Below are 18,674 nucleotides of genomic sequence, written 5' to 3' on the forward strand. Positions count from 1 at the left end.
GTCGATTCCATGGCCTGTCTATTGTTTGTAGACGCGTGCCTCCCAGGGCTCCAGGTGCAGCGTAGGGGTCTTCTGCTCTTTGCTTTTGAGGTTGCCAAATATCAACTGACCTGCGGAGAGTTTGCCGGGCAGTCGATATTCGTTTGGAGTGCTAGAGAAGTTGAGGACGATGAGATAATTCGCGTTGCCTAGTGTGCGTGTGTAGGCGAAGATTTTGGCATTCGCGGGGTCGAGGTCTTTGTAGTCGCCATACGTAAGTGCGGGTGTTGCACTGCGAAGCCTGATCAACTGGCGATAGTAGTTATAGATCGAGTCGGGATCGGCCGTTTCCTGCTTCGCGTTGATCTGTGTGTAATTGGGATTGATGGCCAGCCATGACTTATCCGCGGTAGTAAATCCGCCATTGGTCGAGTTATCCCATTGCATTGGCGTGCGGGCATTATCCCGGCTGACTCGACGTACGCCGTTAAGGAATGTTTCCGCGCTCTCCTTGCCTGAGACCACACTTTCTTTCCACGCATTGATGACCGCGATGTCATTGAAATCCTCAATGCTTTTGAATGGATAGTTGGTCATGCCTAACTCATCTCCCTGGTAGATAAAGGGAGTGCCCTTGAGCGTGAGCAGCATGGTTGCGAGCAGCTTTCCCGAGGGGATGCGATTGCCGGGTGAGTCATCGCCAAAGCTGGATACCAGGCGTGGATTGTCGTGGTTGGAAAGGAAGATTGTGTTCCAGCTATGCACGTCGAGATTTTGATCCTGGCGAGTGTAGACAGCTTTCAATTCCGGTAGCGTCCAACCCTTCCACGTGCGGTTGTCCTGGTTGATGCGCACTGCGTCGAAGTTGAAGATCATGTTCAGTTCGTTGCGACGTTCATCAACTAGAGATGGTGTCTGATCGAGTGTGACTCCAAAGGCTTCGCCGACGGTCATGGCGTCGTATTTGCTCAGCACATTTCGATTCATCTCCTGCAGATATTCATGCAGGCGCGGGCCCATTGCGTATTTGAATTGTGGGTGCTCAAGTTCAGCAGGTGTGAGATCCGGAAAGCTCTGATCTTTGGAGATGAAGGGGATAACATCCATGCGGAAGCCATCGACTCCCTTGTCGAGCCAGAACTTCATCAGGTCATAAACTTCGGCACGGACCCTGGGGTTTTCCCAGTTGAGATCGGGTTGCTTTTCGGCGAAGAGATGCAGATAGTACTCACCCGTAGCCGGGTCTTTCTTCCATGCTGAGCCGGAGAAGAAAGATGTCCAGTTATTTGGCGGGCCGCCGTTCTTGCCGGGCTTCCAGATGTAGTAATCGCGGAAGGGATTGTCTTTGGACTTGCTGCTCTCGACGAACCATCGATGCTCGTCGCTGGAGTGGTTTACGACGAGGTCGAGGATGAGTTTCATGTGACGCTGCTTGATGGCTTTGAGCATGGCGTCGAAGTCGTCCATGGTGCCGAACTCAGCCATGACCTTGCGGTAATCGCGAATGTCGTAGCCATTGTCCGCATTGGGAGAATCGTAGTGAGGGCTGAGCCAGATGACATTCACGCCGAGCTGCTGAATGTAGTCGAGCTGAGCTGTGATGCCTTTCAGATCGCCGATGCCGTCGCCGTTGGAGTCTTTGAATGAGCGCGGATAGATCTGATAGACGACGGCTTCTTTCCACCATTTACGGTGGTAGCCGTTGGGCGTGGTTTCGGTTGCAGGGGTTTGCGCTCGCGCGGCCAGCGGACCGATCGGAACGATGAAAGGGCAAGCGATTGCAGCGACGACGAGGAGTGTGGTGCGCAGCATTTTCAAAGATAGCCTCCGGGCATCGCCCGTGTCCTCTGTCCGAAATCGGGTAGCTGAGGAGAGTTCGGGAAATGGGACCCTTGGCGACACCTGATTTTATCCTGGTAAATGGGCATAAATCTCAATCCTGGTGCGGGCCGCAGCCGATCTTGACAGTGCTTCCAGTGCTGCCTAGAATGGAAAGTGGTGAGTTACGTTCGTTTCTCTCGGTAAGTCTAAGGGAAACAGTAAGTTACCTGAGGGGTTCGGGATGAACGAGTACCGCATCAGTCCGCGTGAACGGATGGTGCTAACGGCGATCATCGAGATTTACATCGCAACCGGGGAGCCGGTTTCGTCGCAGGCCGTGGCTCGTTATTTCGACAATAAGGACGGGTTGAGTTCGGCAACCATTCGCAATGTGATGGCCTTGCTGGATGAAACCGGAATGCTGGATCAGCCGCATACGTCTGCTGGACGATTGCCGACACCGAAAGCTTTTCGTTATCACGTGGAGCAGTTGCAGCAATCGGCACGAGCCGGAGTGGCTGCCACCAACGTGCAGTTGAGTCAGATAAGCGACTATCGCCGTGAGCAAATTGAAGATAGCTTTACTGGCGTGACTTCGTCGCAGCAATACCTGGAGCGGACCTCCCACGTACTCGCGCTGATTTCGAGCGGTCTTGGTGTGGCGTTGGCCAGTTCGACGGTGCAGCAGGTACTGGAGCATATCCACTTTTCACGGCTAGCGACAGGGCGAGTTCTTGCCGTGCTGGTGACCAAGGCGGGTACGGTTCAGGATCGAGTGCTGACGATCGATCGTGAGTTGAGTTACGACGACCTGGAGATTTCAGCACGGTACCTGAATGAGAATTTTCGCGGCTGGCCCCTGGATAAAATTCGTGTTGAAGTGGCCCGTAGAATCGATGCGGAGCGGGCCGAATACGATATGCGGCTGCGTTCTCTGGATGAGCTTTGCAGGCAGGGCGCACTGGCGGCGGAGTTTGCAGGACCGACGATATATGTTGAGGGGATGGCTAATCTGCTGGCGGGTGAGCTGGATCGTGAGCGGTTGCGCCAGATGCTGGTGGCTCTCGACGCCAAGCAGCGGCTGGTGGAGTTGCTGAACGCGTACGTAGACTCGCGGCAGCACGAGGTGCGCGTCGTAGTGGGGCTCGATGAAGCGATGCCCGCGATGCAGGATCTGGTGTTGATTGGTGCTCCGGCACGCTTTGGCGCGGAGAGCATGGGAACGGTGGCAGTGATTGCGCCCACACGCATGCAGTATCAGGAAATCATGCAGGCAGTGAGTTACATTGCCGGTTTGTCGGAGCGCGTTTTGGAAGCACCGCCGCAGTAGAAATTCATGGAATCTGGTTGTAGATTTGAAGTCTCGAAACTCGGGATTTGCAATTATTATTTCTGTCCTTTGCAGGGCATGTGAGACGGAGTGTTATGGCTAAGCGGGAAGAAGAATACGGAGTTGCACCGGCGGCAGGCGGGAATATCTTGACGACCGAGGAAGGCGTTCCTGGAGATGCATCGGAAGCGAAGATTGGTCTCGTTGAAGAGCCCGGTCCTACGGCTGCGGAGTTTGCCGAGCTGAAGGCAGAGCGAGATCAACTCGTGGATCGATTGGCGCGGTTGCAGGCAGAGTTCGAAAATGCTCGCAAGCGGCAGGAGCGAGAGAAATCGGAGTTTCGCGACTATGCTACCGGTTCGGTGGTCGAGAGCTTTTTGCCGGTGCTGGATAACTTTGCGCTGGCGCTCAATGCCAACGCCTCGGCCGAGCAGTTGCGGACCGGCGTGGAATTGATCGTGAAGCAGATGGATGAGACGCTACGGGGCCTGCAGGTACAGGTGGTTCCGACAGTGGGGCAGGAGTTTGATCCGCGTGTGCATGAGGCGTTGGGTTCGGTGGAGCGGGATGATCTGCCTGACCAGTCTGTCGCCGAAGAGATACGCAAGGGATACCGCATCCGCGAGCGCTTGCTGCGCCCTGCGCTGGTGCGTGTTGTCTCCAATTCAAAACAGACAGAAGCATAAAAACACATGTCCAGGAATCAAGTGAGCAAAGCAGATTACTACGAGGTCCTCGGGGTTACTCGAGAAGTAAGTGAAACTGAACTAAAGACGGCTTATCGCAAGCAGGCGATGAAGTATCACCCTGATCGCAATCCGGGCGATGCCAGTGCGGAAGAGCGCTTCAAGGAAGCCAGCGAAGCCTACCAGGTATTGAGTGATGGCGATAAGCGCGCGGCCTACGATCGTTACGGCCATGCTGCGACTGGCGCTGGATTCAATGGTGGCGGTCCGTTCGCGGATGCTGCTGATCTGGGCGATATCTTCGGCGACTTGTTCGGAGAGATGTTTGGCGGCGGTGGTCAGCGGCGTGGCTCACGTGTGCAGCGCGGGGAAGATCTTCGCTTCGATGTGACCATTGAGTTCGAGGAAGCTGTCTTCGGCAAGGAAACGGAAGTCAAGGTTCGCCGTCGCGAGAACTGCGCGACCTGTCGCGGAGCAGGAACGACCTCCGGGCGTGGACCGACGGTTTGCGCGACATGCCAGGGGCGCGGCCAGTTGCGCTACCAGCAGGGATTCTTCTCTGTTGCCAGGGCTTGCGGAAACTGCGGCGGCACGGGTACGGTGATCACCGATCCTTGCACTACTTGCCGTGGTGAAACGCGTGTAATGCGCGAGTTCAAGATGAATGTGAAGATACCCGCGGGCGTGGAAGATGGCACGCGCATTCGCTACTCCGGCGAAGGTGAGGCTGGCCGTTTTGGTGGGCCTCGTGGCGATCTTTACGTGGTGTTGTCTGTGCGTGCGCATGACTTCTTCGAGCGCGATGGTGTGGATCTGCACTGTGTCGTTCCGATCTCATTTCCGCAGGCTGCTCTTGGTGCTGAGGTGCAGATTCCAGGCCTTGAGGGCGAGGTCACGCTGCGTATTCCGGAAGGGACGCAGAGCGGCAAGGAGATCCGCATTCGCAACGAGGGCGTGCCGCATCTGAATGAAAATGGCCGCGGCGATCTGATTGTGCAGGTGCTGGTTCAGACTCCGAAGAAGCTGTCACGCACACAGCGCGAGCTGGTTCGCCAGCTTGCCGATAGTATGTCGGTCGAGAACAAGCCAGCTTCACGCAATATGCTGAACAAGATGAAGGATTTGTTCAACTAAGGCTGCTGCTGAGGCTCCTGTTTGGGGATTTGCTCCTGATACTGTGGCCAGTTCTTGAGCAGCTCTGTGACGACGGTGTGGCCCACCGTGTACGCGCTTTCGATCGAGGGCAGATAGGCGCCGAATTTACTCGTGCGCTGTGCGGCCAGGCTGGTGGCTGCGTCCATGCCACGGGGCTGCTGGTCGTAGTTGCTGACGGTGCGCAGGATCAGGACGCGCTGCCAATCGACACGTTTTGCATTGGCAAGTAGCCGAAGCGATTGCAGTGTGCCGGTGTCTTCCATGGCGGTGGTGACAAACTTTCCTTGCCCCCCGGTGAAATAACTCATCCAGCGGGTGGCCCATGCATCCATGAGCTTACCGTGCCAGTAGGTGGAGGAGGATACTTCATCGCCTAGCAGAACCTGCGGCGGATTGTTTGCTGCCGCTCCGTCGAAGTGTGAGCGCACCTCTGCCAGATGAGCGGAATCTGCAAGCGCGACGTTTTTCGTGAGGCCATAGGCCCAGAGCATGAGCGATCGATTGGTCTGATAGAACTGGCCCGGTAATGCTGCTGCCGGCTCTTCAAAAGGCTTTGTCTTGCGCAGGGGAACCATGCCGGTAGACCACGCTGTTGCGTTTTGAGGAATCTCCCGCGCGTCGATTTCGTAGCCCAGGTCACCATCGACGATCCAGTTGGCCCAGACGGCGGAACCGAGTGAAGCGTATTCCGGATTGGCGCCTGCAATTCCGGCAACGATCCAGTAGGCATGCGTCAGATCGAAGCGGGGATCGAGGCCCAGGGCCATGATCGTTGCTGCGGCGTAGGCTGTGCCTTGGCCGGTGACGATGGCTAATTCACCGTCTGAATTCATACGCACATCATGGTAAGCGGAAGGAAGCGGATAGATCGTATCCAGGTGATCGCGCTCGACCCAATTCTGTAATTCACCGGGAATATCTCCGGTGTCTGCTCCAGCTTCAAACATGGCGACGGCAACGACCTTCACAGGAATGGGCGGTGGTGTCGAAGCAGTTTTAGTTTTAGCTCCGGCGTATGGGACCAGAGTAAGAAGTGCGATCAGGCAACAAGGAAAAATACGCATGTGTAGCTGCGATGGTACGGCAGCCAAGGTCTCGGGCACAAACCAGGAAGGCCAAACAATGAAAGCATAAACACAGAGAGCCACCCCGCTTGGGGTGGCTCTCTGTCTGTGCCTGTTGTTGCGTGGAAGGATTAGTTAACGTTGAGCCGTGCTTCAGCCTTCTGCGCCAGTACCTTGTGGGCGGTGTCTTCGAGAGACTGCGCTTCAGGTATGTAGGTTACAGCCTTTTGGATCATTGGATCCCAGTCTGCTTGTGTGCGCAGGCCCTGCAATTGGCCAAACTGGATGGTGAAGATTTTCGCCTTGATATTGGCCTTGATCCAATCCATGGGACCGACGAAATCTTCGTTCGTCCACTCGACATTCTGGCTGGTGAGAAACTGCTTGAAATCAGCAATGACCGCATCGTCCACTTTGAAATCTGCGTTGACCGTGTGAGTCGCAAGGTAATGGGGCGCGAAGTGGAAGAACGAGTCATGAAGTGGACTTAGCAGCGTGTCCATGAAGTGGTTGGACTTGGGCGGCTCGATCTTTTCGTCGGGAGTGATGCCGCCGCCGCCGTACACCGTGCGTCCGCCGTCGGTCATCTTGACTTCTTTGTTGGTGTTGTCGGCGGGCAAAGCGTTGGCGCGGTTGTAGTAGTAGTTGTAGAGCGAAACGCCCTTGTAATCGCGCTGGATCAGGCGGCCGGAGGGCGTGTAGTAGTGGTATGTCGTCAGCGCCAGGCCTGTGTTTTCTGACAGGTTGTAGACGGTTTGAACGAGTCCCTTGCCGAAGGTGGTTTCGCCGACGATCAGGGCGCGATCATGATCTTGCAATGCGCCGGACACGATCTCCGCAGCCGAAGCTGTATTCCGGTTCACGAGAACCACGATTGGAAATGTGTGACCGCTATTCCCGTGCGTCGCGGTGTACACCTGGTCGGGATAGGCGCGGCCGCGCTGGGAGACGATGGTCTGTCCCTTGGACAGCAGGTGGTCGCAAATCTCAACCGCCTGGCTCAACATGCCACCCGGATTACCGCGCATGTCGAAGACCAGACCCTTCAGATTCGGGAATCCGTCAACGGCTTCTTCCACTTCGCGAGCGGTGGTTTCCTGGAAGTTGGTGAGGTGCAGGTAGCCGATGCCGGGGCGTATCTCGTATTTGAGATCGACAGACGGGTGGGGAATTTCATCGCGGATCAGGTCAAAGCTGAGCGGCTTGCTCTGGCCCTCGCGGATGGTGGTGATGCTGACCTTGGTGCCTTTAGGCCCTTTCAGGGTCTTGGCAACAAAGTCCGATGTCATGCCCTCGGTCGATTTTCCATCGATGGTGGCGATAATGTCGCCAGGATGGACGCCCGCCCGGAAAGATGGGGTGCCTTCGTAGGGAGTGACGACGTAAATCTTTGTCAACTGCTGCTGGATGACCATGCCCACGCCGTAATAGCGGCCGCGCTGATCTTCGCGCATCTTGGCGAAGTCCTTTGGATCGTGGAAGCTGGAGTGAGGGTCGAGAGTCCGAAGCATGCCCGGAATTGCACCGTCATAAATTACGGTATCCGCCTTGTCCCCGGTGATTGGTTCGGCGTAGTTCTGTTCCACCAGCGCATATACGTTCGTGAAAGCCTTCAGGCTGTCGCGAAGCTGCGACTCGTCCGCAGCGGACTGGGCGCCGACTTTGCGTTGGAGCAGGGTGCCTGCCATTGCGCAAACGCTGAAAAAAACTACAAGTGAAAAAAATGCCCGTCGGGCGCGGGGAGACATTATGCGGGGATCCTCCAGATGCTTTTCGCGAAGGTCTTTGTCGAGCGGATGAACAGTATTTGAACGGCGCCGGCAAAGAGGCTCGGACAGAGCTGTCTTGACGCAAAGTATAACATCGTGTGGATTGGACGGGCCCGCTGCGCCGGGGGTAGCGGCTCGACTCGATTTCCAATCGGTCTTGCTGCTTTCCGGGCGGTTACAATTACGTCTAAGGATCAGGCCAGTTTTTATGCCGCCCATCCTTTTGCCTACTATGACCTTGCGACCTTATCGAATCTCTGCGCTGCTCGTGCTCGGCACTGCGCTCCTCGCTGTTGGCGCCGTTGCGCAGAACCATCCTTCCACCACCAATCCGGCACCGGCCAGCCCTTACGGGGGCGTCACGGTTGAAGATATTGTGGCCCGGGTAAACGACCAGATCATCACCCGGTCGGATTACGACCGCGCCATGAAAGAGATTGACCAGGATGGCCGCCAGCGTGGTCTCTCCATGCAGCAAATCTCGGATCAGCATAAGGATTTGCTGCGAAACCTGATCGACCAGCAGCTCTGGCTCTCCAAGGGCAAGGAGCTGGGCGTGACCGGCGAAACCGACCTTGTGAAACAGCTCGACGAGATCCGCAAGAAGTACAACCTGGAGACCATGGAAGACCTGGAAAAGGCTGCCAAGGAACAGGGCGTGTCCTTTGAGGATTTCAAGGCGAACATCCGCAATCAGATCATCACCCAGCAGGTCATGCGCGATCAGGTGGGCCGCAAGGTGTCAGTCACCCCGGGCGAAGTACAGCGCTACTTCGAAGCGCACAAGCAGGATTACACCCAGCCGGAGAGCGTGCATCTGAGCGAGATTCTTATCTCGACGGGTAAGCCTGCTCCTTCTGCCACCGATCCGGGCGGCGTGCAGCCGGAGGATCCGCAGAAACTGGCGACAGCCAAGGCTAAGGCCGACGATGTTGAGGCCAAGCTGAAGGATGGCGGCAACTTTGATCAACTGGCCCGTTCCAATAGCGATGGACCAACCGCAGCCCAGGGTGGAGATCTTGGCAAGTTTGGCCGTAACAGCCTGGCGAAAGTATTGGAAGACAAGACCTTCGCTCTTCAGGCAGGCCAGTACACTGAGCCAATTCGCACCAAGCAGGGCTACGTAATTCTCAAGGTCGACGAGCATGTGACGGGCGGCGTTCCGCAGTTCAAGGACGTCGAACAGCAGGTTGAGGAGAACTTCTACCAGAGCCGTATGGAGCCGGCAATTCGCGCTTACCTGACGACCATGCGTGAAGAGGCTTATATCGACATCAAGCCGGGCTACGTCGATACGGCAGCCAGCCCGCGCGAGACCAAGCCCATCTACAGCGCCTACACCCCTCCTTCGATCAAGAAGAAGAAGAAGGTGCAGCGCACACGTTTCCGCGAAACGGAGCATGGTTTCCGCAAGAAGGGTACTGCAACGGCTACTGCTCTCCCGGCGACTGCCGATACGAGTGCAAATGCGGCCAAGGGCAAGAAAGTCAATGCTTCCGCAAATGCTTCGATGAAGCCAGGCAAGAAGGAAAAGATTCGCTATGGCCAGGCGCCACGCGAAACCCTGCCCAATGCCGCTGCGACCAAGACCGAGGATGCAGGCGCGCTGCCTAAAACAGATGAGAGTGCTGCAGCGCAGGATGTGGATAATCCCTTGGATAAGCCCGTCGCGCCAGTAAAGAAGACTCGTTACAGCGCTCGCATGAAGCTGGCCAAGGAGCCGAAGGCCAAGGGGCCGCAACTCGACTCATTTACACCAGCTCCGCCGGATGCAGGTGAAGTGGCCGATCGCCAGATGCAGACGGCACCGCTGGGTCTCTCCGGGGACACTTCAAAGAAGCACAAGAAAAAGAAACCAGTTGCTGAGACCAACGGCAAGAAGACTCGCATGCAGGATCAGCCGAAGAAGCCCTCGGATACGAAGCCTCTGGAGATGACCCCAGCGCCTACTGTTCCTGGTGCTCCTGCTCCCAAGCCAGCAACGCCGCCAACGCCTCCGGTGAACCAGAACCCGTCAGTCGATCAGACGGCTCCGGATCAGACTCCGGCGCCCACTACCGAGCCGGTTCCGCAGCAATAACTGACGGGTTTCAGTGATCTGCACCTATGGCGCTGTAGCAATTTCTGCTACAGCGCCATAGGTGTATAGGGTGCAAATGCTGTAAGCTGGGCGGCAGCATGAAAGAAATCTACATCGCCGATCTAGTCCGCCTGGACGAAAACAAACCCTTCGATAGCACCTACCTGGTGCTCAGCAAACAGCAGCGCACAACCAAGACTGCCAAGCCGTATTTAATACTTTCGCTGGGGGACAACTCCGGGCAGATCGAGTCGCGCATCTGGGATCCGCTAGACCCGCGTATCGCGCAGGATTTCAACAAGGGCGACGTGGTCAAGGTGCGTGGATGCGTCTCGCGTTTTGAGGGCGTGTTGCAGTTGAAAGTCGATCAACTGCGTAAGGTGGGCGCATCCGAATTTGACCGCATGGACCTGCTGCCCTCTACGACCTATGACATCGACGGGCTGTGGGCGCAATTGGAGCAGGCGGTGGCCGGCTTCACCAATCCATATCTGCAACTGCTGGTGAACACGATGCTGGCGGAGCCCCAGTTGCGTGCGGCATTCCGCGAGGCTCCGGCGGCCAAGCAATTGCATCACGCCTTTCTCGGCGGCTTGCTGGAGCATGTGGTGAGCCTGGTCGGGCTGGCAGAGCGGGTGGTGCCGCATTATCCAATTCTGATGAAAGACCTGGTGTTGACCGGCGTAATCCTGCATGACATTGGCAAGATTCGCGAACTGGCCTGGGAGACAGGCTTTGAGTACACGTTGGAGGGTACTTTGCTGGGGCATATCCAGATAGGAGCTTCGATGATTGAAAAAGTCATCGACAGTATTCCCGGCTTTCCGCAGCGTCTCAAGATATTGGTTCTGCATGTGATCCTGAGCCATCACGGCAAATTGGAGTTTGGTTCACCCAAGCTGCCAATGATTCCCGAGGCGTTGATGCTTAATTTTCTCGATGACATGGACGCCAAGATGCAGACGCTTGTGTCTGAGTTCCAGAAGGCTGCCCGGCAGGGCAAAGGCCCCGGCGATATGACGGATCGCATCTGGGCGCTGGATCAGCGGACGATGCTGAATTCGCGAGCGTGGCTGGCCGAGGACAGAACTGTGGAAGCAGAGGTCCCCGCGGAGTCAATCGACACGGCGACGACCGAAGCGGAGCAGGAATATCAGCCGCAATCCTTATTGTTTCCGAGCTGAGAAATCAACTGCTTTGCCGACATGCCCCTGTCCGCTAAGGTATCTCTCCTCTCGGAGTATTCCGCACGACGGCTGATTGCGTGGCTTTTCATCAGGAAAAGCCACACTTCACGAGTCCCGGCTAGAGCGTTGCAATAGGAGAAATGCTTTAGGATGTTTAAGCGATGAGCTACTTTCTTTTCAAGACCGAGCCGGATGTTTATTCCTTCGATGATTTTTTGCGCGACAAAGAAACCATCTGGGACAACGTGAACAATGCGACCGCCGTAATGCACCTCCGGCAGATGTCCAAGGGCGCAAAGTGGATTTTTTATCATACGGGCGATGAACGCACCGCAGTTGGAACAGGGACCGTTCTGAGCGTGGACCCGACGGATCCCAAGGTTCCAATCGTGAAAGTAAAGGTCGGCAAACGGCTCAAGACGCCCAAAACACTGGCTATGATCAAGGCCGAACCGATCTTTGCGAAGTCGCCGCTGGTAATCATCGGAAGGCTTTCCGTAGTCCCGCTCACCGAGGATCAGTGGTACTGGTTTGTAGACTGAGCCGATCGGTCTCTGGTCTCTGTCCAATCCCAGCTCAATCCCAGCTCAATCTCTGTCCAATCTCTGCTCAATCCCCGCCGACCCCGGCGTTTTTCGTTACAATCAAGTAGTTATGTTACGTTTTGAAACTGCCGGAGAGTCGCACGGCGAGGCTTTGATTGCGCTCATTTCAGGGCTGCCTGCGGGCCTCCCGGTGGACTTTGACTTCATCAACCACGAGCTTTGGCGGCGTCAGCAGGGCTTTGGCCGCGGCGGCCGGATGAAGATCGAGACGGACAAAATTCACGTCCTTTCCGGTGTGCGCCACGGCAAAACCATCGGTTCGCCTATCGCCATCCAGATCGCCAATCATGATTGGAAGAACTGGGAAGAGAAGCTGCCGGTTGAGGCAGGCGACCTGACAAAGCACCAGGTTGTAGCCTCGCCACGTCCCGGGCATGCGGACCTTCCGGGCGCGCTCAAGTACAACTTCAAAGACGCGCGCTATGTTCTGGAGCGGGCTTCGGCGCGTGAGTCCACTTCGCGCGTGGCTGCTGGCGGCTTTGCCAAGCTTTTGCTGCGCTATTTGGGAATAGAGGTGGCCAGCCACGTAATTCGCGTAGGCCGTGTCGAACTTCAGCGCCCTGCGACCTGGGACGAAATTGTCGCGGTCACCCGGAAGCCTGAAATTCTGCTGAGCTGCGTCGATCCAGAGACCGAAGAACGCATGAAGGAAGAAGTCGCGGAGACCTCGCGTACCGGCGACACCATCGGCGGTATTTTCGAGGTTGTCGTGCATGGTTTGCCTCCAGGCGTGGGCACATACGCTAACTGGGATGAGCGCCTCGACGGCCTGCTTGCCTGGGCCGTGATGAGCCTGCAAGCGGTAAAGGCGGTCGAGATTGGCCGCGGAGTTACGGCGGCGGAGTCCTTTGGCTCACAGGTACATGATGCGATTCATTATGGGCCTGTGGACGCGGAGAAACAGACACGTTTCACCCGTCATCAAAACAATGCCGGTGGGATCGAGGGTGGTATTTCGAACGGAGAAGACGTGGTCGTTCGCGGCTATCTCAAGCCGATCTCGACGCTGCGCAGACCGCTTGAATCGGTACGTTTCGACACGCGTGAGGCAACCAGCGCCAGCTACGAACGAAGTGATATCTGCGTCGTTCCAGCGGCGGGCGTGGCTGCGGAGGCGATGGTCGCTTACATCGTTGCTCAACAGGTGTTGGAGAAGTTCGGCGGCGATTCTGCCGAGGAGTTGAAACGCAATTACGATGGCTATCTGGACCAGATTCGTCATTTCTAGTATTCGTCATTTCCAGTGCGGATACGCCGGTTCTGATATCGATTGAGTTAGGAAATTTCAGGCGACCCAATGATTTTGCCAATTGTGAAATATCCGGAGCCAGTGCTACAGCAACCTGGCGAGCCGGTTACAGAGTTTGACGACGAACTGCGGAAATTTGTAGCCGACATGTTCGAGACAATGTACGCGGCGCAGGGCATCGGCTTGGCTGCGCCGCAGGTTGGCGTGTCCAAGCGTATTACGGTCATCGACCTGAGCAATGCCAAGGATCCCGAGAAGAAGATGGTCCTTGTCAATCCGGAGATTATCCAGCGCAGTGGCAGACTCTATGAAGAAGAAGGCTGCTTGAGCTTCCCCGAGATTCGCGAGAAAGTTGTGCGAGCGGCCAAGGTGCGCATCCGGGCTCAGGATGAGTTTGGGGAGTGGTTTGAGGCCGAGGGTGAGGAGTTGCTCTCGCGTTGTATGCAGCACGAGATCGACCACCTGGATGGCACGCTGTTTATCTTCCGAATCAGCAGTTTGAAACGCGACCTGGCGTTGCGCAAGATCCGCAAGATGCAGCGGGCCGGGGAATGGTAGCCCGTGGTTGAGGGTGAGTTGAAGCGGCTAAGGCTGGTGTTCTGCGGAACGCCTCAGTTTGCCGTGCCTACCTTGCATGCTCTGATTGGTGCTGGACATGAGATTACCCTGGTCGTCACACAGCCGGATCGCGCTGTAGGCCGTAAGCAGGAACTGACTGCTCCGCCGGTGAAGCAGGCTGCTTTGGTCACCGGGCTGGCTGTTACCCAGCCTGAAAAGATCAAAAATAATCTTGAATTTCGTGCGCAGTTGGAGTTGATTGCTCCCGATGCGATTGTGGTTGTTGCTTACGGCCGCATCATTCCGGCGTGGATGCTGGCATTGCCAAGGCTAGGCTGCATCAATCTGCATGGATCGCTGCTGCCCAAATATCGTGGGGCCGCACCGATTCAGTGGGCGGTCGCGATGGGCGAAACAGTCACTGGCAACACCACGATGCTGCTTGAAGAGGGCCTCGATACCGGGCCGATTTTGCTGCAACAGCAAACCCCGATACGTTCGGATCAGACTGCCGTGGACCTCTTTGAAGAGCTTGCCGCAACAGGCGCTCCGCTGGTTGTGGAGACCCTGTCTGGGCTTGCAGATGGCAGCGTGCATCCACGACCGCAGGATCATTCGCAGGCCACACTGGCGCGGATTCTTGAGCGCGATGACGGGCGTATGGATTTTGCCACCCATACTGCGACGGAGCTGTGGAATCGCTGGCGCGGCTTTCAGCCCTGGCCCGGCGCGTTCTCTACTCTGGATGGAAAAAAGCTGATCGCGCATACAGTAAAACCTGGTGTTTTCGCACGCTCCGGACAGCCGGGAGAACTCAATATTCAAAACGATACGCTGCAGGTTTGCTGTGCTGACGGAAGCTGGCTGGAATTGATTGAGCTGCAACTCGAAGGCAAGAAGCGGATGACCGCCGCCGAATTTTTGCGTGGGAACTCTATTGCAAGCAGCGCGAGATTGGGCGGATGATGACAGCTAAATCGTCCTCAGACCCTGCTCTCAAACTCACCATAAAGCCGAAGTCCGTTGCAATTTCTCCTGCAAGGCGTGAGGCATTTGCGATTTTGCTTGAGTTGGAGCGCGGCCACTCGTATGCAGACGATCTGCTGCGCGGGCAGCGAGTGACCGCGCTTTCGCAGCAGGATCGTAATCTCTGCACAACGCTGGTGCTCGGGGTACTGCGGTGGCAGATTCGGCTTGATTCTGCGATTCATCCGCTGCTGGCGCGGCCCAACGCGCGACTCGATCCGGAGATTCGCATTGCGCTTCGGCTTGGCGGTTTTCAGCTACTCTTTCTCGATCGCATTCCGGCTCATGCTGCGATTGGCGAGAGCGTCGGGCTGGCCAAGGCTGCCGGGCACAAATTTGCATCGGGAATGGTGAATGCGATTTTGCGCAAGTTGACGGTCGTCGCAAAACCGTCGGTGGATGTGCCCGAACATCTTTCGCCTGTCGAACTCGCCGAGGCCTCGGGGCATCCGGTGTGGCTGGTGGAGCGATGGGTGAGCTTTTATGGCTCTGAGACTGCGCGTGCCATCTGCCTGCACGGGCAACAGCAGCCGATTGTCGCTCTGCGCCTTGATTCCGTCACGGCTGAGGATGAGCTTGCAGCCGAGGGGATTCGCGTTGAAGCGGGTGCGTTATTAACGGCCGCACGGGTAGTTGCTGCAGGAGATGTAACTGCCTCGGTAGCGTTTCGCGAAGGGCGTGTGCGGATACAGGAAGAAGGTTCGCAACTCATTGCAGAGCTGGCGGGCAGCGGCTCGCAGATACTCGACTGCTGCGCTGCGCCGGGCGGCAAGACGCTTATTCTTGCTGCGAATAATCCCACCGCCAGGGTTGTTGCGTCGGAGGCGAGCGCTGCGAGATTAAGCGCCATGCAGCGGCGGCTTTCCAGCACCGCGAATCAGGCATCTATTCGTCGAATCGAGTTTCGTCAGGCGGATGCAGCCGTGCGTCAGGACGGCGATGCCTTCGATCTGGTGCTGGTCGATGTGCCGTGCAGCGGAACGGGCACCCTGGGGCGCAATCCGGAGATTCGGCATCGTCTGCAGCCTGCCGATCTGGAGCGGCATCATAAGCAGCAATGCGCCATTCTCCGCGCGGCTTTGCAGTCCACGATTGTTGGCGGAAGACTGGTCTACTCCACCTGCTCACTTGAGCCGGAGGAAAATGAGGCCGTCGTTGCTGAAGTTTTAATCGAGGCAGGGAACTGGAAGTGGGTTTCGTTTGCAGCGCGAATTCGCGAATTGCAGACTGAAGGCCGACTCACGGATTCTGGCGTAGAGCACTTGTTGCAATGCGTTGGCAACGATGGCGCGCTGCGCCTGCTGCCCGGGAAGCTGGCTACGGATGGATTCTTTGTAGTGCTGCTGGAGCGGGTTTCCTAAGGATTGCCGGGCGCGTCTACTTGGCAACGTTCAACGTGACAGATGAGCCGACCTCGATGCGATAGCCGACTGGCGGTTGCTGACTCACCACCACTCCTGGCTGAACCGGCGGCTTTGGGAGATTCGCTGGCGCGACCGGAGCGGGCGCAGAAGCGGAAGTTGAGATTGCCGATACCGGTGGTACGGATGGGATCGGCTGGCCTGGCACATCCACAAAATTAGGTATGTTGTACTTAATACCCACACGGCTCAAAATGCCTTGCGCGGTCAGTACTGGCAGGCCGGTCAGGTCGGGCATCACGAAGCCATCCGCGACGGTATCGTCGGAAGCAGCTATCAGCAGGTTGACGCTGGGGCGCTCGATTCCCTGCGCCTTCGGTGGAGGATCCTGGGCGAGCACCGTGCCGGGTGCAGCGCCGGAGTAGGGAAGCTGCGCCGTGGCGCCTGATTCCAGGCCTACGCGACGCAGATTTAGCGAAGCCATCCGCTCCTCATTGCCGAGCACGCTGGGCACCTCAACTTTCTGAGGGCCAAGGCTCTCAGAAACACGTACGCGCCATTCGCGCCGTACTACCGAGCCGGGAATCGGGGATTGCGATAGGATGTGTCCGGCAGCAACATCTGCGGAATAGTAGCGATTATCGACCTCGAGATCGAGCCCCAGTCCGGCAGTCTGGCTGCGTGCCTCCGCAACCGTCATATCCTTCAAAACAGGGACGCGAACTTCTCTGCCATGTATGGCGAAGTGCATTGTGGTCACTGCGGAAAGCAGCGCCACTAGCACCAGACCCAACAGGATGGACGCGCCCTGGAAGAAGTTCTGAATTGGTTGCAGTTTGATCTTCATAATGAACCTAGTCCTGGGCCATCTGATCTATGTCTTCATATTCGATGACGAATTCGATCTTTGCGGACTTCTCGAGCATGGCGGAGACGGAGCAGTACTTGTCCTTGGAGAGTGCCACCGCATCCTCAACCGCTTTGCGGTCTAGCTGGCCGCCAACCTTGTAGATCAGGCGAATCTTGTTGAAGTAACGCGGAGGCTCGGCCTGCTGTTCCGCCACGGCAGAGACCGTGAGGCTGGTGATCGGCTGGCGCTTTTTCTTCAGGATGTTGACGACATCGACCGAGGTGCAGCCGCATAAGGCTGAGAGCACAGCTTCCATCGGACTTAGTCCGTCCGAGTGCTCTGGCGAGGCGTCAAAGAGAATCGTGTGGCCTGACTCGGAGTGACCCTCATAAAGATTGGGATTTGTTTCTGTCGGCTTCCATTCACTACTGGCGATCATGGTATTCCTCCCTGCTGTATATCTGATTCCTGCCGATGCATTCCGCTTCTTCCGCGCCCATTCTACCGATGATTATCCGTCTCCGGCTCCGGGTGAATCAGTACCTTACTGACCTCTGGACACTGTAGCTTGAGACGATCTTCGAGGTTGGTAATGATTTCGTGTACACGCCGCATGGTGAGCGCATCCGGCAGTGTGCAATGGCAGGATATTTGGATGTGTTCGGCTGAGCGTCCTACGAGAATCTCATGTACGTCGATGATCTCTGGGAAGTTTGCCGCGACGGTACGCAGAGAGCGCTCCACGATTACAGCTTCACTTTCCTGCTCGCCCTGTTTGCTGATCGGCTGAGGACGCTCGATAGTGGCAGGCTCGCTTTCGATGTGGGTAATCACATCGTCCAGTTCTGGAACATCGCGCAGAATTTCTTTTTCCATTGCGGTGACAAAGGTATGCGCGGCTGCCAGCGTCAGAGATTCGTTCAACTCGACATGCTGCTCCACACGCAGCTTGCCCCGGATGGATTGCACGCTGACCTCATGGACCGCAACATTGTTACGGGCGGCCACGGCGCGAATGCGGTCGAAGATGCTTTCAGTCGAGCTTTCGCGGGGCACGGTGTGGATGACTACATCAACCTCCGGCACAACACGCTGCACGGCCTCAGTCGCGGCGCGTACCAGTTCGCCGGTATGCTCGAAGGTAAAGCTGCGCGGCAGGGCGAGTGTGAGGTCGGCGAATGTTGAAGAACCGGCGCGGCGAACGCGAGCTTGTTCGATCGCCAGCACTCCATCCACGGCCTTCACCGCGCGCAGGATTTTCTGCCTGGTCTCAGCGGGTGCAGCATCAAGTAATACTGCGGAGGTCTCGCGCGTCAGCTTCCACGTCAGGCGCAGGATCATCAGCGAAACTAGGATTGCCGCAACTGGATCGGCGTAACTAAGCCAGCCGATACCGGCAAGGCTTCCAATCCAGCTCAGAATCAATCCGGCGAGTACGGCCAGTGTGGACCAGATGTCGGAAGCGAAGTGAAATGCGTCTGCTGCAAGTGCTGTGCTGTTGTACTGAAGCGCGACAGCACGCAACTGGCGCGATCGCCAATAGTCCACGACGATCGAGGTCACCAGCACCAAGACTGGCCAGATGGAAAAATGCACGACACCGTCATGATGAAAGATGCGCTGCATCGCTTCCCAGATGATCCATGCGCAGGAGATGGCCATCAGTCCGGCTTCGACAAAGGCAGAAAGATTTTCGAATTTAGCGTGACCGTAAGTGTGATCTTCGTCCGCAGGTTTGTCGGAGACGCGAACGGAGAAAAATGTAAGCGCCGATCCAATCAGATCGAGACCGGAGTGGGCTCCATCCGAGAGTACGCCGAGCGATCCACTCAATAATCCCGCAGCCAGCTTGAGGGCGGTCATGGCTGCAGCAGCGAGCATCGAATGCATTGCGACTCGACGTTTGGCCGCGGTCATTTCCGGAAGTAGGGTGCTGGCAGACATGCGAACTCTA

Annotated in this window: 16 protein-coding genes; 10 read left to right on the forward strand and 6 right to left on the reverse strand. The window is 56.8% G+C overall.

What is annotated here, in order from left to right:
* Positions 1 to 18: 18 nt before the first annotated feature.
* Positions 19 to 1,791 carry a glycoside hydrolase family 13 protein gene (locus OHL19_RS08015; protein WP_263357631.1) on the reverse strand — a complete coding sequence of 591 codons (1,773 nt, stop codon included), beginning with the start codon at positions 1,789 to 1,791 and terminating at the stop codon, positions 19 to 21.
* 250 nt (positions 1,792 to 2,041) lie between these two features.
* On the opposite strand from OHL19_RS08015, the gene hrcA reads away from it, so the two are divergent.
* The 3 genes from hrcA to dnaJ all read left to right on the forward strand — a co-directional run bounded on the left by hrcA (position 2,042) and on the right by dnaJ (position 4,950).
* A complete protein-coding gene (hrcA, locus tag OHL19_RS08020; RefSeq protein ID WP_263357120.1) occupies positions 2,042 to 3,130 on the forward strand; it encodes a heat-inducible transcriptional repressor HrcA in 1,089 nt (362 codons plus the stop codon).
* 95 nt (positions 3,131 to 3,225) lie between these two features.
* On the forward strand, positions 3,226 to 3,816 hold the full coding sequence (locus tag OHL19_RS08025; protein ID WP_263357121.1) for a nucleotide exchange factor GrpE: 591 nt from the start codon (positions 3,226 to 3,228) through the stop codon (positions 3,814 to 3,816).
* 6 nt (positions 3,817 to 3,822) lie between these two features.
* Positions 3,823 to 4,950, forward strand: coding sequence for a molecular chaperone DnaJ (gene dnaJ / locus OHL19_RS08030; protein ID WP_317890552.1), 1,128 nt, complete (start codon positions 3,823 to 3,825; stop codon positions 4,948 to 4,950).
* Here the strand turns inward: dnaJ and OHL19_RS08035 are convergent.
* Positions 4,947 to 6,035, reverse strand: a complete 1,089-nt coding sequence (locus OHL19_RS08035; protein ID WP_263357123.1) for a purine-nucleoside phosphorylase — start codon at positions 6,033 to 6,035, stop codon at positions 4,947 to 4,949. The two genes, dnaJ and OHL19_RS08035, sit on opposite strands and share 4 nt — an antisense overlap.
* A 131-nt stretch (positions 6,036 to 6,166) precedes the next feature.
* Positions 6,167 to 7,783, reverse strand: coding sequence for a S41 family peptidase (locus tag OHL19_RS08040; protein WP_263357124.1), 1,617 nt, complete (start codon positions 7,781 to 7,783; stop codon positions 6,167 to 6,169).
* Between the two features lie 229 nt (positions 7,784 to 8,012).
* On the opposite strand from OHL19_RS08040, the gene OHL19_RS08045 reads away from it, so the two are divergent.
* The 7 genes from OHL19_RS08045 (at position 8,013) to rsmB (ending at position 15,870) form a co-directional block, all read left to right on the forward strand.
* A complete protein-coding gene (locus OHL19_RS08045; RefSeq protein ID WP_263357125.1) occupies positions 8,013 to 9,884 on the forward strand; it encodes a peptidylprolyl isomerase in 1,872 nt (623 codons plus the stop codon).
* A gap of 98 nt (positions 9,885 to 9,982) precedes the next feature.
* Positions 9,983 to 11,068: a 3'-5' exoribonuclease YhaM family protein gene (locus tag OHL19_RS08050; RefSeq protein WP_263357126.1), complete on the forward strand. Its 1,086-nt coding sequence runs from the start codon at positions 9,983 to 9,985 to the stop codon at positions 11,066 to 11,068.
* A gap of 164 nt (positions 11,069 to 11,232) precedes the next feature.
* The gene (locus tag OHL19_RS08055; protein WP_263357127.1) at positions 11,233 to 11,613 is read left to right on the forward strand and encodes an EVE domain-containing protein; all 381 of its coding nucleotides are present in this window, start codon (positions 11,233 to 11,235) and stop codon (positions 11,611 to 11,613) included.
* Positions 11,614 to 11,725: 112 nt separating this feature from the next.
* Positions 11,726 to 12,904 (forward strand): chorismate synthase, encoded by a 1,179-nt coding sequence (gene aroC, locus OHL19_RS08060; RefSeq protein WP_263357128.1) that lies wholly within the window; start codon positions 11,726 to 11,728, stop codon positions 12,902 to 12,904.
* 69 nt (positions 12,905 to 12,973) lie between these two features.
* Complete coding sequence (def, locus tag OHL19_RS08065; RefSeq protein WP_263357129.1) at positions 12,974 to 13,483, forward strand: peptide deformylase; 510 nt, start codon at positions 12,974 to 12,976, stop codon at positions 13,481 to 13,483.
* An 18-nt stretch (positions 13,484 to 13,501) separates the two neighbouring features.
* Positions 13,502 to 14,449, forward strand: a complete 948-nt coding sequence (gene fmt, locus OHL19_RS08070) for a methionyl-tRNA formyltransferase (RefSeq protein ID WP_263357130.1) — start codon at positions 13,502 to 13,504, stop codon at positions 14,447 to 14,449.
* A complete protein-coding gene (gene rsmB, locus OHL19_RS08075) occupies positions 14,446 to 15,870 on the forward strand; it encodes a 16S rRNA (cytosine(967)-C(5))-methyltransferase RsmB (protein WP_263357131.1) in 1,425 nt (474 codons plus the stop codon). Before fmt ends, rsmB begins: the two co-directional genes overlap by 4 nt.
* Positions 15,871 to 15,886: 16 nt before the next feature.
* Here rsmB and OHL19_RS08080 read toward each other — a convergent pair whose 3' ends face one another.
* The 3 genes from OHL19_RS08080 to OHL19_RS08090 form a co-directional block, all read right to left on the reverse strand.
* The gene (locus tag OHL19_RS08080) at positions 15,887 to 16,717 is read right to left on the reverse strand and encodes a PASTA domain-containing protein (RefSeq protein ID WP_263357132.1); all 831 of its coding nucleotides are present in this window, start codon (positions 16,715 to 16,717) and stop codon (positions 15,887 to 15,889) included.
* A 7-nt stretch (positions 16,718 to 16,724) separates the two neighbouring features.
* The gene (locus OHL19_RS08085; protein ID WP_263357133.1) at positions 16,725 to 17,159 is read right to left on the reverse strand and encodes an OsmC family protein; all 435 of its coding nucleotides are present in this window, start codon (positions 17,157 to 17,159) and stop codon (positions 16,725 to 16,727) included.
* Between the two features lie 62 nt (positions 17,160 to 17,221).
* Entirely contained in the window at positions 17,222 to 18,664 is a 1,443-nt protein-coding gene (locus OHL19_RS08090; protein ID WP_263357134.1) for a cation-efflux pump, read from the reverse strand.
* Positions 18,665 to 18,674 lie beyond the last annotated feature (10 nt).

The sequence above is a fragment of the Acidicapsa ligni genome, from assembly GCF_025685655.1.
In the GTDB taxonomy this organism is placed as follows: domain Bacteria; phylum Acidobacteriota; class Terriglobia; order Terriglobales; family Acidobacteriaceae; genus Acidicapsa; species Acidicapsa ligni.

Excerpts from the sequence above, each read along its gene's own strand:
- OHL19_RS08015 (WP_263357631.1), bottom strand. The coding sequence starts at position 1,791 with ATGCTGCGCACCACACTCCTCGTCGTCGCTGCAATCGCTTGCCCTTTC.
- hrcA (WP_263357120.1), top strand. The coding sequence starts at position 2,042 with ATGAACGAGTACCGCATCAGTCCGCGTGAACGGATGGTGCTAACGGCG.
- OHL19_RS08025 (WP_263357121.1), top strand. The coding sequence starts at position 3,226 with ATGGCTAAGCGGGAAGAAGAATACGGAGTTGCACCGGCGGCAGGCGGG.
- dnaJ (WP_317890552.1), top strand. The coding sequence starts at position 3,823 with ATGTCCAGGAATCAAGTGAGCAAAGCAGATTACTACGAGGTCCTCGGG.
- OHL19_RS08035 (WP_263357123.1), bottom strand. The coding sequence starts at position 6,035 with ATGCGTATTTTTCCTTGTTGCCTGATCGCACTTCTTACTCTGGTCCCA.
- OHL19_RS08040 (WP_263357124.1), bottom strand. The coding sequence starts at position 7,783 with ATGTCTCCCCGCGCCCGACGGGCATTTTTTTCACTTGTAGTTTTTTTC.
- OHL19_RS08045 (WP_263357125.1), top strand. The coding sequence starts at position 8,013 with ATGCCGCCCATCCTTTTGCCTACTATGACCTTGCGACCTTATCGAATC.
- OHL19_RS08050 (WP_263357126.1), top strand. The coding sequence starts at position 9,983 with ATGAAAGAAATCTACATCGCCGATCTAGTCCGCCTGGACGAAAACAAA.
- OHL19_RS08055 (WP_263357127.1), top strand. The coding sequence starts at position 11,233 with ATGAGCTACTTTCTTTTCAAGACCGAGCCGGATGTTTATTCCTTCGAT.
- aroC (WP_263357128.1), top strand. The coding sequence starts at position 11,726 with ATGTTACGTTTTGAAACTGCCGGAGAGTCGCACGGCGAGGCTTTGATT.
- def (WP_263357129.1), top strand. The coding sequence starts at position 12,974 with ATGATTTTGCCAATTGTGAAATATCCGGAGCCAGTGCTACAGCAACCT.
- rsmB (WP_263357131.1), top strand. The coding sequence starts at position 14,446 with ATGATGACAGCTAAATCGTCCTCAGACCCTGCTCTCAAACTCACCATA.
- OHL19_RS08080 (WP_263357132.1), bottom strand. The coding sequence starts at position 16,717 with ATGAAGATCAAACTGCAACCAATTCAGAACTTCTTCCAGGGCGCGTCC.
- OHL19_RS08085 (WP_263357133.1), bottom strand. The coding sequence starts at position 17,159 with ATGATCGCCAGTAGTGAATGGAAGCCGACAGAAACAAATCCCAATCTT.
- OHL19_RS08090 (WP_263357134.1), bottom strand. The coding sequence starts at position 18,664 with ATGTCTGCCAGCACCCTACTTCCGGAAATGACCGCGGCCAAACGTCGA.